The following is a 15,496-nucleotide window of genomic DNA, read 5'->3' as shown; positions in this document are numbered from 1 at the left end:
GTTACTCGGATGTCGCTGGGCAGCCGGTCGCGGCAGCAACGGCGTCCACGAGGTCTTTTCGCTCGGACTCCGTGACTTCATCGGGCCCTATAGAACCGCCGGCAATCGGTGACCCAGCGTTGGAAGGAGCGAGACACGCCCATCGCCAGGAGTCATGGGTCTCAGACAAGTAGCTGGTCGTCGCTACTCCACCGACGGTCTCGAACGGCTCGTTCGAGCCTTTGATGCTCTCGATCAGCGCCGCTGCGTCTGTGCCGTTGGAGAGCGAGTACGAGAATGACACTGTCGGCGCATCCTCAGTGGTTCGGACCTCACACTCCATGCGAGTGATCCCACCGTTTCCCTTACTGAGCGGCAGATCGCCGCCACGTGGAGCCGGCGCGCTGTCTTCCGTCGAGCGTGTGACCGACTTACCGACTGTGAATCTGTCGGTTCCCATGATTTCGACGATGACCTTCGTGTTCACACCGCAGACCGTGGATGGCGAATACTCCGGGATCGCTTCTCCGCATCCGTCGAGCGTTGCGACCAGTCCCACGAACAGTGCGACGCCGCCAATACGCGACGATGCCAACGCGTCAGGACGCATCGCAACCTGCACGTGTTGCGATTGCCTCCAGTAGCGCCTCGTACTCCTTGATCGTTGCGTCAACCTCGGACGTCACGGTCAGGCTAGCCATCGGGGTGCCGTCCATCGAGCGGCTGTCGCATACCCACCAGCCCTCAAAGGAGTGCGCCCCGTTCGTTTCGTCGTCCTCGGTGCTGTAGCCGGCCACGCCGCCAGCGAGGTCGTATGTGTGGTCAGCATCCTTCGCTCGCGCCGAGATCTGATCGAGATCTTCTCGCCAGCGTCGCTTCGCGTCAAACAAGACCTCCCAGTCGCCGTCCTCAACGATCGCGACCTCACATTGCACTCCGCCGCCGTCGTTCGCGGGCAGCGGGAAGGTCCCGGTGCCGCGTTCGACGACCTCAAGTCGGTCGGTCCCCGCGACACGCGTGACTCGATCAGTCGGAACCCCGCAGACCTCTGATCCCTCATAGGTTGGCGGTCGGCTGGTACAACCAGTCGTGCCCAGAAGCAGTAGCAGGACGACGGCAATACGGCGCACGTCGATCATTCTCCCTGGTTCGATTTCGCCGCTTGATACTGGTCCCACGCATTCCTTACCTCTCCGGACACAGCTCCGTTAATGCCGGATTCGTATCGGTGGTTGTCAAGGATGGCGGCCATCTCGTTGGGGCTCAGGGCGCCAGGTGCCTTGGGTCGGCCGGTGTCGTCACGTGGCCAGTCTTCAAGTGCGCTGTTGTCGAATCTCACTGTGTTTCCAGTGCCTGGCGCAACTTCTGTCGGGAGATCCCCGCCCGGAGGAGCCTCGGCCTCCGCCACGGCGACGGCGTAGAGAGCCTGTAGCTCAGTCGCCCGCCGTGCCGACTCGTAATTCTCGTTTCCAGCGACCGCTGCGGAGTGAACCGGATCCCCTACGTAGTTGTTGACGACTTGCTGCCTCACCTCGCCGATGAGGTAGTCCGCCGCAGTTCCTCCGAGCGCTCCCAGGTCACCAACCGGGATCAATTTTGTAGGCAGAGCGAACAACTCGGCAACCTTTCGTCGCTGCTCGGCGGTCGCCTTACCCTCATCAACCAAGCCCTGCGAGAGCTCGTCTTCAAGGAACCCGCGAATACCGGAAGCTCGGCTGATCTGCTGCATAAGTGGATCGCCACCGGTATCTGGGTGGAAGTCGGGATTTCCGGAAGCTCGGCCAGCCAGCGACTCTCTCGCGCCCTCATCGATGATGAGTTGATTGAGCTTCCCCGACTGCTCACCGAGGATGCTTACAGCAGTCTTGTTGTCACCGATATGGTGCAGAACTTCCTGCAAGTCCGCCTTGTCGAAGACCGCATGGTTGGGAGGCACAGGCGGATCGATCGGATAGACCTCGTCAATGCCTTGATAGGTGTCGGCGATGTAGGTTCCCAGGATGCCCCCGAGTTCTTCGTCATAGTGGTCGTCGAGGCCTACCTTGGCGGCGTAGTCGACAGTCCAGGATGCGAGGTCTGCGGCATTTTTGCCGGCTTCCCCGGGTTCCATGGCGGCGTCGATCGTCGCGACCCGGACGACGTTGTCCATGACGTTGGCCAGGTTCCCGGCGCCTTCGCGGTCGTGGAGGAGGTACTTGGCGACGTCTTCGTCACCCATGAGCCCTTGGGCCGAGTCGATCCCGTTGTCGGCCACCTTGACGAGTTGTCGGATCGCGTCGCCGTCCTGGTCACCGAAGGACTCCCCGCCGAAGGTGAGGTCGTGGTTGAGACGGGCGGCCGCGAGCGGGTCACCGTTCTCGGTCTTGATGAGCTGGGCACCGAGCTTGCCGGTGAAGTCGCCGCCAAGTTCAACATCGCGTTGCTCGGCGGCGTGGAGCAGAATGGTGGAGGCTTGCCAGTCCTTGCCGATGCCTTTGGCCCACTTGCCGTCATCGACCCAACCGCCGCGGGTGCCGGTGCCGACCAGTTCGGCGAGGTTCCCAGCAGCGGTTCTTTGGAGTTTCTCCATGGCGGCTGCGCCGCCACTGGAGGCCGCGAGGCTCTCGTCACTCCATCCGGTCATGTTGTGGATCGCGTTGTTGACGCCCTCAGGTCCCATCCGGTCCAGGACCGCCTCACCGAAGTCGCGATCCGAGGAGTACTTGCCGACCAGGTCGAACCATTTCTCGGCTTCCTTGCGTTCGGCGACGCTGTCGATCGCCCCGATGTCCTCGATCTTGCGGGCCGTGTAGTCACCGACCTCGGCCTGCACACTGGCTGGCAGGGCATCCCAGGTGTCGTCGAGAAGTTCGGGGTCGGCGAGGACCTTCTTGGTGAGGTCTTCGGTCGAGAGGCCCCGCAGTTCGGGCGGGAGAGCGGCACTCCGGATGGAGCCTTCGCCGCCGTCGATGCGGTTTGTGGCGGCGTTGGTCAGGACTGAGTTGAGCGTCATGTCAGCCTGCTCGCCCTTCCTCAGGGCCTCGATGAGTTCGTGTTGGAGATCTTGGACCTGGGCCTTGTCCGACTCGGCCCGCTCTTCAGCCTCTTTGGCCTCGTCCTCGCTCATCTTCCCGGTGGGTGCGGGAGGGGGCTCGGTCAGGACCATGTCGCTGGTGGCGGTAATGATCTTGTAGCCCTTGCCACGAATCGCCTCGTGGGCGGACTCGGCTGCTCTTTGAGCTGACTTGATCTCGCCCGCTGCCTCGTCGACCGCGTCTCGCACCTGCGAGAGCGGCGCGGCGATGTCGTTGAGGCCGTCGTGGAGGCGGTCATATCGCTGCTTGGCGCGCTCAGCTGAGGCACCCATCCACGTACCGGGGACCTTGCCAACGCTCATCTCGTCTTGCTGGTCGATCGTCTTCTTACGAAGAGTGTTCAAGGCATCGCCAGCCGCGGAGATCCGCTCGGGACGCCACTTCATCAACTGCTCATACGACAACGTCATCAGATCGGCCCCAGCTTGTTCTCGAGGTTCAACCCGGCGCTCGCACTGACCGTGCTCGTCTGCCTCCGGCCCTCCTCAGCCGCGCCGACATCCGTGGCCTCGATGTGGTTGGCGTCCTGCATCGACGCCTTCTGATGGTCGCGTGCAGCCTTCACCCAGCTGTCCTGGTCCCGCTTCCACTCCGCACTCAGGCTCTTCGCCCCGCCCGCGCTCTGACCACCCGGCATAGCAGAACCGAGATCCTCCAGCGGCCCAGCGAAGTCGAACTTCGCCAACGCGTCGGCGATGTCGTTCATGGCGTTCGATGACTTGACCACATCGGTCTTGATCATCTGGATGTCCATTGAGCTATCCCCCGAGGGCTCTCGTCACGGTCACGTCTCTGGTGAAGGTCTTACCCAGATCGAGCGAGTCTAAACGTAAAATCTAGGCGGATGTTCAAAGTTTCTCTGGGAGCCCGCGCCGGGCTCGAAGTGTGTGCTCGGCGTCACGGGAGGGCGCCGTCCAGAGGCGTACGCGGAACGGCTGGGTCTTCGCGGTTCGAGACAAGTGATGCTCCCGGGTCCTGCGGCCGCATCCATCCCCCGGGATTCGGCGAGGTCACTACCGCCGCCAGCGGTTGTTCGGTTTGGTCAACCGGCTGCGCGCTTGGAGCGCTCGGGCGGTTCGACGGGGCCGTCGCCGTCGTCGCGGTTGTAGATGTGGTCGTCGAGCTCCTTCTCGGCCAAGCCCTGGTGCCCTGTGGCGGTGAGGACGCGGACGTAGTCGAGGTGGGGGATGTCGTCGTGCGGTGCGGCGAGGAGCGCGATGTCGGCTGCTTCTCGAGCGAGGGCGTGGTCGCCCTCGGCGAGGGCTCGGCTGACCACGATGTGTGCGGTGTCGACGATCATCGAGACAGCGACGTGGTCGTGGCGCTGGCCGTCGTGGAGCCATGACCAGCCCTTGTCGCGCAGTTGCGAGAAGGGTTCGCCGCTGACGAGGCGGAGGGCGGTGATGAGGTCGGTGATGCCGTCGGCGCCGCGAGCTTCGCCTCGGGCTCGGAGGCGCCGAAAGAGGTCGAGGTCGACGAGGATGTCTTCGGCTTCGTACGCAGGCATGCCCAAGCGCTTGGCGGCGGCTGTTTCGCGGGCGTCTTGGAGGTGGTCGTGGCCGGTGGTGGGGTTGGTTCCGAGCCACTTACGGAGGAGGGCCAGGTCGATGGTGAGGCGGCTGCGGCTGACGCCGGTGACTTGGAGGAACTCGTTGGTCACGACGCCGTCGGGGTGCAGGACGAGGTAGGTCAGCATCTCGGCGAGGTAGGCCCGACGGACGGCGGGTACGTCGCCGTGCCCGTGGACGTGGACCGGTCCGAGGACGGTGAGCTTGGGGAGATCGCAGTCGGGAGAGTTCCATTTCGCGACAGCCTGGTCCAGGTCGGGGTCTGAGGCTGTGACGCGCTCCTGCGCTTCGATGCTCGCGACGGGGGCGATCTGGTTGATCTCGTCTGCGGAGTCACCCGTTTGGGCGTACGCGTCCGTCGTCTCTGGGAGCAGCGACATCGGGCCTGCTCGTTCCTGATCGGAGGCGGGGCGGTCGTGGACGTACTCGGGGCGAAGGGTGCCGGCGGCGTCGATGAGGGACTCCAGCTCGCCTACGGAGTCGTCGTTAACCGGCATCGGCTCGTTTCGGGTCTCGCGGGTGGCTTCGACGATCGCGGTGCAGACAGCGGCTTCGTCGACAGACAGGCCAGCGGCATGGAGGTGTACGCCTCGGAGCGCAGGGTGGCTGAATACGACCTCGCCTGTCCCCGAGATCGTGATGGTGTGCGCGCCGAGATCGGGATGGGCATCGATGATCACGGCGGCCGCGCCGGGGCGGTCGGTGGCGGTGGTGATGGCCGTGACGACGTGACGGGCGGGTTCGGAGTCTTCGGGCAGGAGGATCGCGCGATAACGGTCAGGGTCGAAGCCGGGGAGCCGGGGAGCCGGGCTGATGGGTCGAGGTCGGCGGCGATCTTGTCGAGGAACTCGGTGCCGCCGTGATGGCACAGGCGTACGGGGTCGATGCCTGTGAGCTCGACTCCCAGGCTCTGGATATGGACCTCGACGAGGGCCGACCAGGGCGTGACGGCCAGCTCGGCGCCGAGGTGGCGGACCAGCGCTTCGGTGTGGGCGCGGTCTCCAGAGAGGTTGACGACGGCGGCCTCTTCGAGGTTGAGGAGCCACAGGTGGTTGTCGTCGGACTGCCCGATGGAGGCGAGCAACGGGTAGGGCGCGGGGTCGCCGGTGTCGGTCGTCGCCGCGTCGGCCGGTGCGGTCCATGTCGCGTCGCTGCCGGTCCATGGGTGGGGGAGTGTGGCGGGCTCGGTGAGGTGAAGTGTGATCTCGTCGTTGCCGAGATCGACGGCGATCAGGCGGGGTTGCTCACCCTGGGGGAGCATCCGGAGGAGCCGGTCGAGGTGCTCGATGAGCATTGCTGGGTCTCGGCCTTCGCGGTGGATGCTCTTGTCGACGGGCGCGAGCTCGGCCGGCGGCTGGGCGATGACATGCCCGGGGAGGCGGTAGCGGCGCTGGATTCGGCGGTTGCGGCGTACGACGAGGTACAGGCCGCCGGCGAGGAGTGTTCCGGCACCGGTCAAGCCAGTCAGGAGCCACGGTGGGGCGGCGTCCTCCTCCGTCTCCACGTCGGCAGGGGAGCGTTGCTCGCGATCTTCAGGGGCGGGGCGTGAAGGGGTCGCGGTGGGCTGAGGTTTGCCCTCGGATGGTGACGGGGACTTGGGGGTGGGGTCGGGCGCCAGACTGGGGTTCGAGGCCGGGATCGTCAGCGCCCAGCCGGGTCGGATGAGGTCTGGATCGGTGATCCGCTCGCCGTCGGCCTGGAGGGTGCTGCGTGAAGCGTCGAAGATCTCCGGGTAGCGAGTGGCATCGTGCAGCTCGTCCTGGGCGATCTCGGCCAGCGTGTCGCCGGGTTGGACGACGTACGTCTCGTCGGTGGAGGTCGGGGTTGGGGCGGGCAGCCGGAGCACGAGGCCGATGGGCAGAAAGTCGGGGTCGCCGTTGAGCGTTTCCGGGTTGAGATCGACGATCTCGGTGAATCGGACGCCTGCGCCGAGGTGGGACTCGGCAATGCGCCAGAGACTGTCGCCTCGTTTCACCGTGTAGCTCATCGTCGGCGGGCTGCTCGTCGCCACTTGATCGACATCCGGGGTCGGAGCTGCGACTTGGGCAGCGGCAGGTGTTGGCGGCGGGGTCTCTGGGGTTGGTGTTGCGGTTGCGCGAAGCGGCGCGACGGCTGGTGCCGCGGCGGGCACCGCCACGAACAACAGTGCCGCGGCACCGACCAATCGGGCTGCCGATGCTTGAGGCAGGCCGGGAAGTCGTGGTGCGTTGGCGCCGCGCAGGCGAGCGGCGCTCGATGACGGATCCGCCAAGCGGCTGCGGGAGTGGGCCACCCGCACAAGCGGTCCCCTGACCAGCGAGCTCGCCGAGCGGTTGGTCACCGAGTCGCAGCGGTGGCGGCACGACCTGGAGACTGTCGCCTTCCGGATCGCCGAGACAGAGAAGGAGCTTCCCGCCCTCGAGCGGCAGGCGAACTCTCCGGCGGCGACCGAGGAGGACAAGCACCACTTCCAGTCCGCCAATGCGGCGCTGCGGCTGGCCCGCAAGCACCGCGCGGATCTCCAGGGTGAGTACTGGATCGCGGTCGCCGAACGAGCTGGACTGCTGCCCAACTACACGCTCATGGACGACTCCGTGACTCTCGACGTGGCCCTCCGCTGGATGGACCCGGAGTCCGGTGCGTACGAAACCGACTCGCTCGACTACCACCGCAACGCCGCGCTCGCGCTGCGGGAGTTCGCACCGAGGGCCCGCTTCTACGCCCGCGGCTACCGGGTCGAGATCGACGCCGTCGACCTCGGCGCCGGTGGTGAGGCGGTGAGGACGTACGCCTTCTGTCCAGTCTGTGGGTTCCGTGCCGATGTGACCTCGGAGGCGGCGCCCAGTGCGTGCCCTCGATGCGCGGCTGACGGGATGGCCGACGTACGCCAGCGCCTCGATGTCGTCGAGCTGACCCGGGCCTCCTCGGTGATGCGTCGTGACGAGGCCGGGATTGACGACTCATCCGACGAACGCGAGCGGGTCGCCTTCGACGAGCGGTTCATCGCCGATATCGATCCGGCCAAGGTCACGCGGCAGTGGTACGTCGCCGACTATGGGTTCGGGGTCAAGCATCTGCGAAACATGGACCTGACCTGGCTCAACCTTGGGCGACGCGCCGGCCATGGATCGACCAAGGTACTGGGCGGACACGAGGTGGACGCGGAGCTGTTCCGGGTCTGCGGCGAATGCGGCAAGCTCGACCAGGAGATGAGTCGGAACAGCCGCTACGAGCACCGGCCTTGGTGCAGGCTGCGAGAGTCGGCCGACGAGAACGCGGTTTCGATCGCTCTGTCACGGTCGCTCGTTACCGAAGGGTTGGTGCTGCGGCTGCCGCCGATGACCTCGACCGGGAATGCGTTCGCGGTGCCGTCGTTGGAGGCAGCGCTGAATCTGGGGCTGCGGGAGCACATCGGAGGAGCACCTGATCACCTCTCGGTGGAGTCGGTGGTGGACACCGACATCGTCGACGGGCACGGGGGTCTCGTCTACGACGCCCTTTTGCTGCACGACCTCGTGACGGGAGGAACTGGCTATCTGATCGACCTGGCCGAGCCGTCGATGATGCGGACCGTGCTGCAGCAGGCTCTCGCGGTGGTCGCTGGATGTTCGTGTGGCGAGGATGGGCGTCTGGCGTGCCATCGGTGCCTCCTCCCGTTTGCCCGGCCCGGTAATGCTCGACTGGTGTCTCGGTCCGAGGCCGAACGGCTCCTGGGAGACCTGCTCAGGGCCGGGACTAACGAGCCTCTCGACTCCTGGACCGTGACCGACGTACCCGTAGTTTCCTTCGACCCTGAGTCGAAGATGGAGCAGCTCTTCCGCAAGCGCCTGGTCGAGCGGCTCGGTGTGCTCGGGGCGACGGTGAAGGAGCACCCGTCGACGCACGGGATCCGCTACGACATCAACGTCGGCGGGCGACACTGGTCGCTGGATCCGCAGGTGCAGATGGGACACACCCAACCCGACTTCGTGCTGCGTACGGCCGATCCCAACATCCTGCCGATGGTGATCTACTGCGATGGCTGGCGCTGGCACGCTAGTCCCAAGACCAACCGGATCGCCGAGGATGCTGAGAACCGTCGGATCCTGCGCGAGTCCGGCAACCTCGTCGTCGGCCTCTCCTGGACCGACTTGGAGATGTCCGGAGAACAGGGGCAGCCGAGCTGGTACGACGCCGGGACCGTCATCGGGACCGCCAACCAGATGAACGTCGGCCTCCGGCCCGAGCACGCCGACGTGATCGGCGGTTCCGCGATGGACCTGATCATCTGGTGGATCCAGAGCGCCGACCTTGCCGGACTCCAAGCCATCGGAAAGGTGCTGCCGTTTCTGGTCGCAGGGCCGGCACAGCTCAAGGGCGATGCCGGCTCCGGCGATCTCACTGCGGCGGCCGTCGACCTGCTTGCGGGCAAGGGAATGACCGGGAGCCCCTCGGCTTGGGCTTGGTGTGAGGACACGTTGGTCTGGCTCAACCGGTTTGATCCGACGACCTTCTCCACCGACGTTGTGCTCGTGCTCGACGACGAGACCGTCGGGCCGGACCACAAGGAGGCCTGGCGGAGCTGGCTGCGGTATTCAAATCTGCTCGGCGCCCGCACCACGGGCACGGCGATCACCGCACGCACACTTGCCGGCGCCACAGGCGCGGAGATCCTTCCCGAGATGGTCGAAGGGCCGAAGGTCGACGCGGTCTGGGGGCCGGTGCTGGAGATGGCGACACCGTCCGAGACTGCCCTGTTGAACGCGTTGCGAGATGCGGGTGTGGATCAGGTGCCCGAGCTCGGTCACGAGGTCGGAGGCGTACCTGTGTTCGCCTTTGTCGATGATCGGATCGTTGTCGATGTCGACGGCCTCGATGAGGAGGATCGGAACCTGCTCGCAGCCGAAGGCTGGCAGGTAGTCTCAGCAAGTCTCGACGAGATCCAAGCAGCACTGAACGGAGTGTCCCGCTGATGCCCATGGTGATCTTCGCTCCGGTCAAGGACGGCGGCCACGATCCGTCGATCGGCAAGAAAGTCTCGGCGTTCCTCTCCAAGCTCTATGCCGATGACACCGCAGTCGGCCTTCATATCGAGCCGATCAAGGGCTCGGCCGACCCCAAGGTCCGTACTGGACGGGTTGATGACTTCTATCGTGCGGTGCTTTTCAAAGTCACCGGCTCTGGGCAGGACCACTACGTCTACACGGGCGTGTGGCCGCACGACAAGGCTATCGAGATCGCCCGGACGGCCGTGCTCACCACCAACCCGGTCAACGCTCTTCCGGAGCTGAAGTTAATCGAGCCCGCCCCTGCCGCTGTCACGCCGGCGCCTGCCCTTGCTGTGCCGACGCCGACCGTGTCGTCGGTTTTTGCGAAGGCGCAGCCAGACCTGGACGAGGCCTACGTCGTGGACACGTTCGGACTCGACGAGGAGCTTGTACGTCAGGCCTGGTCGGCGACCTCTGATGACAAACTCCTGGAGTTGGCCGAGCGTGCGGGCGGCTGGCGCGGCGACGTGCTCCTCGCTCTTGCTGCAGGCGAGACCCCCACGAAGATCCGTGAGGAGCTCGGACTCGATGAGCAGCCCGACGTCGCTGCTGGTGCCACCGAGGATGAGCGCCTGCTCGCAGCGATGAAGACGGCTGCTGGTCAGATGCAGTTCGCCTGGCTTGAGGACGACGCCGAACTTCGCCGCGTCATCGAGGCTGGAGACCTTGCTAGGTGGCGAATCTTCCTTCACCCCGAGCAGCGAACCTACGTTGATAAGACCTACAACGGCCCATTCCGCCTCTCCGGCGGTGCCGGCACAGGGAAGACAGTCGTACTCGTCCATCGCGCTCGCCGCCTTGCCCGTGACAACCCGGATGCCCGGATCCTGCTGACCACGTACACCCGAAACCTTGCTGAGGGCATGCGGCGCCAGCTCAAGGATCTCGATCCAGGCGTACGCCTAGCGAATGCCCTGGGCGAACCGGGCATCTATGTTGCTGGCGTGGACCAGGTCGCCAACCAGATCCTCACGGCCGCCAAACCGTCCGATGTGGACTCTGCCGTCGAGACGGTCCTTGGCCCGGGCAACCGTGCGACTGGTCGCTTGGTAGACACCGACAAGGCGTGGCGTGATGCCATCGCGACGGCTAGTGACGACCTTCCCGCCGATCTTCGCTCGCCGATCTTCTTCGAGGCTGAGTACGCCGCCGTCGTACTCCCGAACAAGGTCACGACACTCGCCGACTACCTCCGCGTCCGCCGCCCCGGTCGAGGCATCGCCCTCAACAGGGCCAATCGCCAGCGGGTCTGGGAGGTCGTACGCGCCTTCCGTGCCGCTGCTGCAGTGAGCGGCGAGGTCGACTTCGGCGAAGTCTGTGCCATCGCCGCCGCGCTCGAGGCGCCCGTCTTCGATCACGTCCTGGTCGACGAGGGGCAGGACCTCAGTGCAACCCGGTGGCAGTTTCTGCGATCGGTGGTTGCCCCCGGTTCCGATGATCTCTTCCTTGCCGAGGATGCGCAGCAGCGGATCTACGGCCAGCGGGTGGTGCTGGGGCGATATGGCATCAAGATCGTCGGCCGCTCCCGAAGGCTCACGCTCAACTACCGCACCACGGCCGAGGTCCTGGGCTTCGCCACCTCGATCCTGGCCGGCGAGCCGTACGTCGACCTCGAGGAGGCCTCGGCGGACGCGACGGGATTCCGCTCGGCGCGAAGCGGCCCTGAGCCTTCCCGGGTTGCCACGAGCTCCCTGACCGATGAACTCGATCGGTCCGCTGCTGTGGTCCGTGGCTGGCAGGACGCCGGAGTTCCAGGCGAGGCCATCGGCATTCTGGTGCGTGACCAGCGCATGGCTGACCGCGTCGGCCGGGGACTCGAGGAGCGCGACATCGGGGTGCAACTGGTGACCCGGACCGCCGGGCAGTCCGGTCGTCCACAACTCATGACCATGCACCGCGCCAAAGGTATGGAGTTCACCCACGTGCTCATCTTCGGTGCCGACGTTGACTTGCTCCCCGCGGCCTACCTGCTTCGAGGCCTTTCCGAGGACGAACGTACCGACCTTGTCCAACGGGAGCGGTCATTGCTCTATGTAGCCGCGACCCGAGCACGTGATGAACTGGTCGTCATGTGGGAAGGGACGCCCAGCGATTTCCTCGCTGTTGCCCAAGACTGACCTCGGTACCGGAAGCACTGTGCCGCCAGTTGGAGCGGGTCGCCCTCCAACTAACGGCTGAGACTTGAATCGCTCACCACAAACTCACCAGATTGAGACTGCACTTGTCCGCACCCGTGGGCTACGATCAGTGACAAGAGAGCGCGCCGACCACGCGCTGACCAGCACGAACACTGCTGGATCCGGCCTACCGAGCACTACCCGGCAGGTTCCCGAATACGTCAAGGGGCCGCAGGTTCAAATCCTGTCAGCCCGACCGAAACAAACTGGCTCTGACCTGCGTAAACAGGTCAGAGCCGGTTTGCTTTTGGCTGTTTGAAACCGCCGCTGACCCAATTGAGCGCGGGGGCAGAGGCGGTTCTGTTCCTTGAACCCGATACCGACTCTGGGAGGTGTCGAAGCGGGGACCGCACGCGTCAGCGACCGGCCACGTCGAGACCGCTGAATCACCCGACGTGGGTGATGAGAGGCGGGCCGGACGGCTTTAGGCTGCCAGCGATCCACGACTGGAGGAGGCGGCATCTGCGATGGGAATCTTGCGTGTACGACGCGACGACCCAGAGGACGTCTCCGGCGCGGTCGTTGCCCTCGAGTCGTTGACCGGCTGATTGCCGTGACGCTCCGCGTGTTCGAGCCGGCGACGTCATGACCGAGGGTCGGCAGAACGGCAAGAGGCTCCTCGGGCGGGTCGCCGGCGTGGTGACGGAGAGGGTCGTCGACACCGTCGACCCCGATATCGTCCTGGGACACGTCGACGTCAACGCGCTGCTCAGCCGGGTGGATCTCGACGCGGTCCTGGCGCGGGTCGACATGGATGCGTTGCTTGCGCGGGTCGACCTCAACGCGCTTCTCGCCGACGTGGACCTCGACGCCCTGCTGAAGGACCTCGACGTCGAGGCGCTCGTACGCCGCTCCGGCATCCCCGACATCGTCGCGGAGAGCACCTACTCGATGGCTGGATCCGTCCTCGACGTCGCCCGGCGACAGTTGGTGGGGCTTGACGTCATCGTCGACCGGATCGTGGACCGGCTGATGCGACGTAGCGAGGACGACCGACGGGAGGGGCCACTCAGCCTGGTTGCGGGCCGAGGAGAGGCCCGACCCGGGAACGGCAGCGCGATGACCGGTCGGGTGCGTCGCTCGGTGTCCGGACACTATGCGGGAGCGATCAGCAGGGCAGCTGCCGCTGTCATCGACGGCCTTCTCATCGGTGGCCTCTACACGCTGGGGGTCGCCGGGTTCGGCTTCCTGCTCGAGACGTTCACGTCCATGTCGCTCACCGACGACCGCTCGACCCTGCTCGGGTTCGCCACCTTCGCGATCTGGGCCTTCTCCTACGTCTTCATCAGCCTTGCCATCACCGGCCGGACGATCGGGAAGGGACTGGCCGGGCTGCGCGTCGTCCGCGCCGATGGCACTGCGCCAGGGGTGCGCACCGTCTTCGTCAGGACGCTGGTGTTTCCGCTCAGCGTGATGTTCTTCGGGATCGGCCTGCTCCTGATCGTGGTGCAGCGTGAGCACCGTTCATTCCACGACTTGATCGCCAAGACCTGTGTCGTCTACGACTGGGGTGACCGGAGCGCTGAGATGCCGGGACCACTCTCGGACTTCCTCAACCGCGCCGCATCTGACTCCTCGCAGCGCTGACGACGTGAACGGCGGACATCAGGCTACTTCGGCCAGGATGAGGAGGCGTTTGGTCGCACGGGTCTGGGCGACGTAGAGGTCTCGCGGGCCGGCCTCGCCGGCGGCTCGAATGCCCGAGGGGTCGACGATGATCACGGTGTCGAACTCCAGGCCGCGAGCGTCGGGTGCCGCGACCAGCGTTGCGCCGGCCTGGTCGACCACGGCCTCGATGGCCAGGCAGCGGTCGGTGGCGGCGACGACTCCGATCAGCTCATCGGGGTGCTCCTGAGCCACCTGGGTGATCAGGCCGCTGAGCGTCGACACGATGGCATTCTCGGTCACGTCGAGGATGCGTGGCTGCTCTCCGTGCCTGATGGATCTGGAGAGCAGCTGGTCGGGGGCGATCTCGGCCAGTAGCGGCTCGGTGGCGAGCAGGATCTCGCTCGTCGTGCGGTAGTTCACGGACAATCGGTGGTGAGCGAACCGCTCGTCGACGTACGGCTCCAGGGCCTCCTCCCACGACCGGAGGGTGGTCGAGGGACCCGCTTGCGCCAGATCGCCGACGACGGTCATCGACCGGCTCGGACAGCGGCGCATCAGTGCCCGCCACTCCATCTCGGAGAGATGCTGGGCCTCGTCGACGACGATGTGTCCGTAGCTCGACTCCGGGGCACCGTCGACGAGCGCGCGTGCCTCGTCCAGGAGGGCCAGGTCGGCGCTGCTCCACCCTTCGAGGCGGTCGGCGCCGAGGTGGGCGATGTCGTCTGCCGCAACATCGGGGAGAACGGCGGCGAGCACGCCGCGGCTGACCAAGAGCTCGCGGACGAGATCCTCGGCGGCGAGCCGGGGCCAGACCTGTGCGATCGCCCGATCGATGCTCGGGTCCTCGAGGAGATCCTCGCGGATGCTGTCCCAGTCGATGTCCAGCTCGCCTCCGGACGCCTCGCTGCCGTCGGGTTGCTGGAGACCCGTGTACCTGTCGAGGTCGATACCCAGGAGCGCCTCCAGCTCCTCCTCGAAGTCGGACATCTCCTTCGTGGTGCGCCGTTCCAGCTCGTTCACCAGGTCATCGACGACGTACTCGGTGAAGAGCTCTCGGGCGCGGTTGTGGCCGACGTCGTCCTGCAGGGCCTGGCGTCGAGCGGCATCGACGACTGCCGGATCGAGTCTCACAGTGTCATGGGTGGTCTTCAGCTCCAGCGGTACGCCATGAGGCTGATGGTTCCGCACCAGGCGCGAGAGGCCCTCGGCGAGCGCAGAGCGTCCCTTGATCCGCGCGATGTGGTCAGGCTCGCTCCGGGTCGCCTCGATGCCCACCAGATCCCGCATGGTCGCCAGCTTCACGTCGTTCTCGCCGAGTGAGGGGAGCACCTCGGAGATGTAGGCGAGGAAGCGCTGGTTCGGCCCGAAGACGAGCACACCTCGGTCGGCGATCGCGGGGAACGCGTACAGCACGTACGCCGCGCGGTGCAGCGCGACGATGGTCTTGCCGGTACCCGGGCCGCCGTCGACGACCATGACCCCGCGATGAGGGGATCGTACGATCTCGTCCTGCTCGGCCTGAAGGGTCGCCGCGGCCTCGTGCATCCGCCCGGTCCGGGCCGTGCTCAGCGCGGCGACGAGCGGACTGTCGCCCACGAGGTCCACAGCCGTCGGCGACGTACCGTCGAGGATCTCGTCGTTGACGTCGACGACCGTGCGTCCGTCGAGGCGCAGGTGTCGACGTCTGCGCACGCCCATCGGCGCGGCCGACGTCGCCGCGTAGAACGGTCGCGCGGCCTCGGCCCGCCAGTCGATGAGCAGCGGTTCACCGGCCTCGGAGCGCAGTCCGATCCGGCCGATGTGCAAGGGCTCTCCGCCGGCGGAACGATCGATCCGGCCGAAGCACAGTGCGTGCTCCGCCGCACGCAGCTGCCGGATGCCCTCGGTCAGCTGGGCGACCTCGAGATCCCGGGCATATCGCTCGGCCGGCCCGTCGACGGACGCCGCGATCGCCCGCTCCTGCGCTGCGCGCCTGGTGCCCACCTCAGCCTCGAGAAGCGTGTGCATCGCGTCGACCGACCGCTGCTCCTCGCCGACCTGACCCATCCTGCCGAGCTGCTCACCCACGTGCCCCCACCTTCCGT

At 66.1% G+C, this 15,496-nt stretch carries 10 protein-coding genes; 3 read left to right on the top strand and 7 right to left on the bottom strand.

Annotation, left to right across the window (positions count from 1 at the left end; translation table 11 throughout):
- Position 1: 1 nt before the first annotated feature.
- The 6 genes from ABZ796_RS21855 to ABZ796_RS21830 form a co-directional block, all read right to left on the bottom strand.
- Complete coding sequence (locus ABZ796_RS21855) at positions 2–466, bottom strand: hypothetical protein (RefSeq protein ID WP_357339728.1); 465 nt, start codon at positions 464–466, stop codon at positions 2–4.
- A gap of 112 nt (positions 467–578) precedes the next feature.
- Complete coding sequence (locus ABZ796_RS21850; protein ID WP_357339726.1) at positions 579–1,118, bottom strand: hypothetical protein; 540 nt, start codon at positions 1,116–1,118, stop codon at positions 579–581.
- Positions 1,115–3,439: a hypothetical protein gene (locus ABZ796_RS21845; RefSeq protein ID WP_357339724.1), complete on the bottom strand. Its 2,325-nt coding sequence runs from the start codon at positions 3,437–3,439 to the stop codon at positions 1,115–1,117. Before ABZ796_RS21845 ends, ABZ796_RS21850 begins: the two co-directional genes overlap by 4 nt.
- A gap of 23 nt (positions 3,440–3,462) precedes the next feature.
- Positions 3,463–3,807 (bottom strand): hypothetical protein, encoded by a 345-nt coding sequence (locus tag ABZ796_RS21840; protein ID WP_357339722.1) that lies wholly within the window; start codon positions 3,805–3,807, stop codon positions 3,463–3,465.
- 288 nt (positions 3,808–4,095) lie between these two features.
- The gene (locus ABZ796_RS21835) at positions 4,096–5,301 is read right to left on the bottom strand and encodes a bacterial transcriptional activator domain-containing protein (protein ID WP_357339720.1); all 1,206 of its coding nucleotides are present in this window, start codon (positions 5,299–5,301) and stop codon (positions 4,096–4,098) included.
- A complete protein-coding gene (locus ABZ796_RS21830; protein WP_357339718.1) occupies positions 5,298–6,608 on the bottom strand; it encodes a LysM peptidoglycan-binding domain-containing protein in 1,311 nt (436 codons plus the stop codon). The genes ABZ796_RS21835 and ABZ796_RS21830 overlap by 4 nt, the downstream gene beginning before the upstream one ends.
- A 220-nt stretch (positions 6,609–6,828) precedes the next feature.
- Here ABZ796_RS21830 and ABZ796_RS21825 point away from each other — a divergent pair, with 220 nt between their 5' ends.
- The 3 genes from ABZ796_RS21825 to ABZ796_RS21815 all read left to right on the top strand — a co-directional run bounded on the left by ABZ796_RS21825 (position 6,829) and on the right by ABZ796_RS21815 (position 13,391).
- On the top strand, positions 6,829–9,552 hold the full coding sequence (locus ABZ796_RS21825; protein ID WP_357339717.1) for a Zn-binding domain-containing protein: 2,724 nt from the start codon (positions 6,829–6,831) through the stop codon (positions 9,550–9,552).
- Complete coding sequence (locus tag ABZ796_RS21820) at positions 9,552–11,744, top strand: 3'-5' exonuclease (RefSeq protein WP_357339715.1); 2,193 nt, start codon at positions 9,552–9,554, stop codon at positions 11,742–11,744. The genes ABZ796_RS21825 and ABZ796_RS21820 overlap by 1 nt, the downstream gene beginning before the upstream one ends.
- A 645-nt stretch (positions 11,745–12,389) precedes the next feature.
- On the top strand, positions 12,390–13,391 hold the full coding sequence (locus ABZ796_RS21815) for an RDD family protein (RefSeq protein WP_357339714.1): 1,002 nt from the start codon (positions 12,390–12,392) through the stop codon (positions 13,389–13,391).
- A gap of 18 nt (positions 13,392–13,409) precedes the next feature.
- Here ABZ796_RS21815 and ABZ796_RS21810 read toward each other — a convergent pair whose 3' ends face one another.
- Positions 13,410–15,479 carry an AAA family ATPase gene (locus ABZ796_RS21810; RefSeq protein ID WP_357339713.1) on the bottom strand — a complete coding sequence of 690 codons (2,070 nt, stop codon included), beginning with the start codon at positions 15,477–15,479 and terminating at the stop codon, positions 13,410–13,412.
- Positions 15,480–15,496: the final 17 nt, after the last annotated feature.

Source organism: Nocardioides sp. NPDC047086 (genome assembly GCF_040643685.1).
Classification (GTDB): domain Bacteria; phylum Actinomycetota; class Actinomycetes; order Propionibacteriales; family Nocardioidaceae; genus Nocardioides.
Note: the sequence above shows the minus strand (reverse complement) of the source record. Positions and strands in the feature narration are given on the sequence as shown.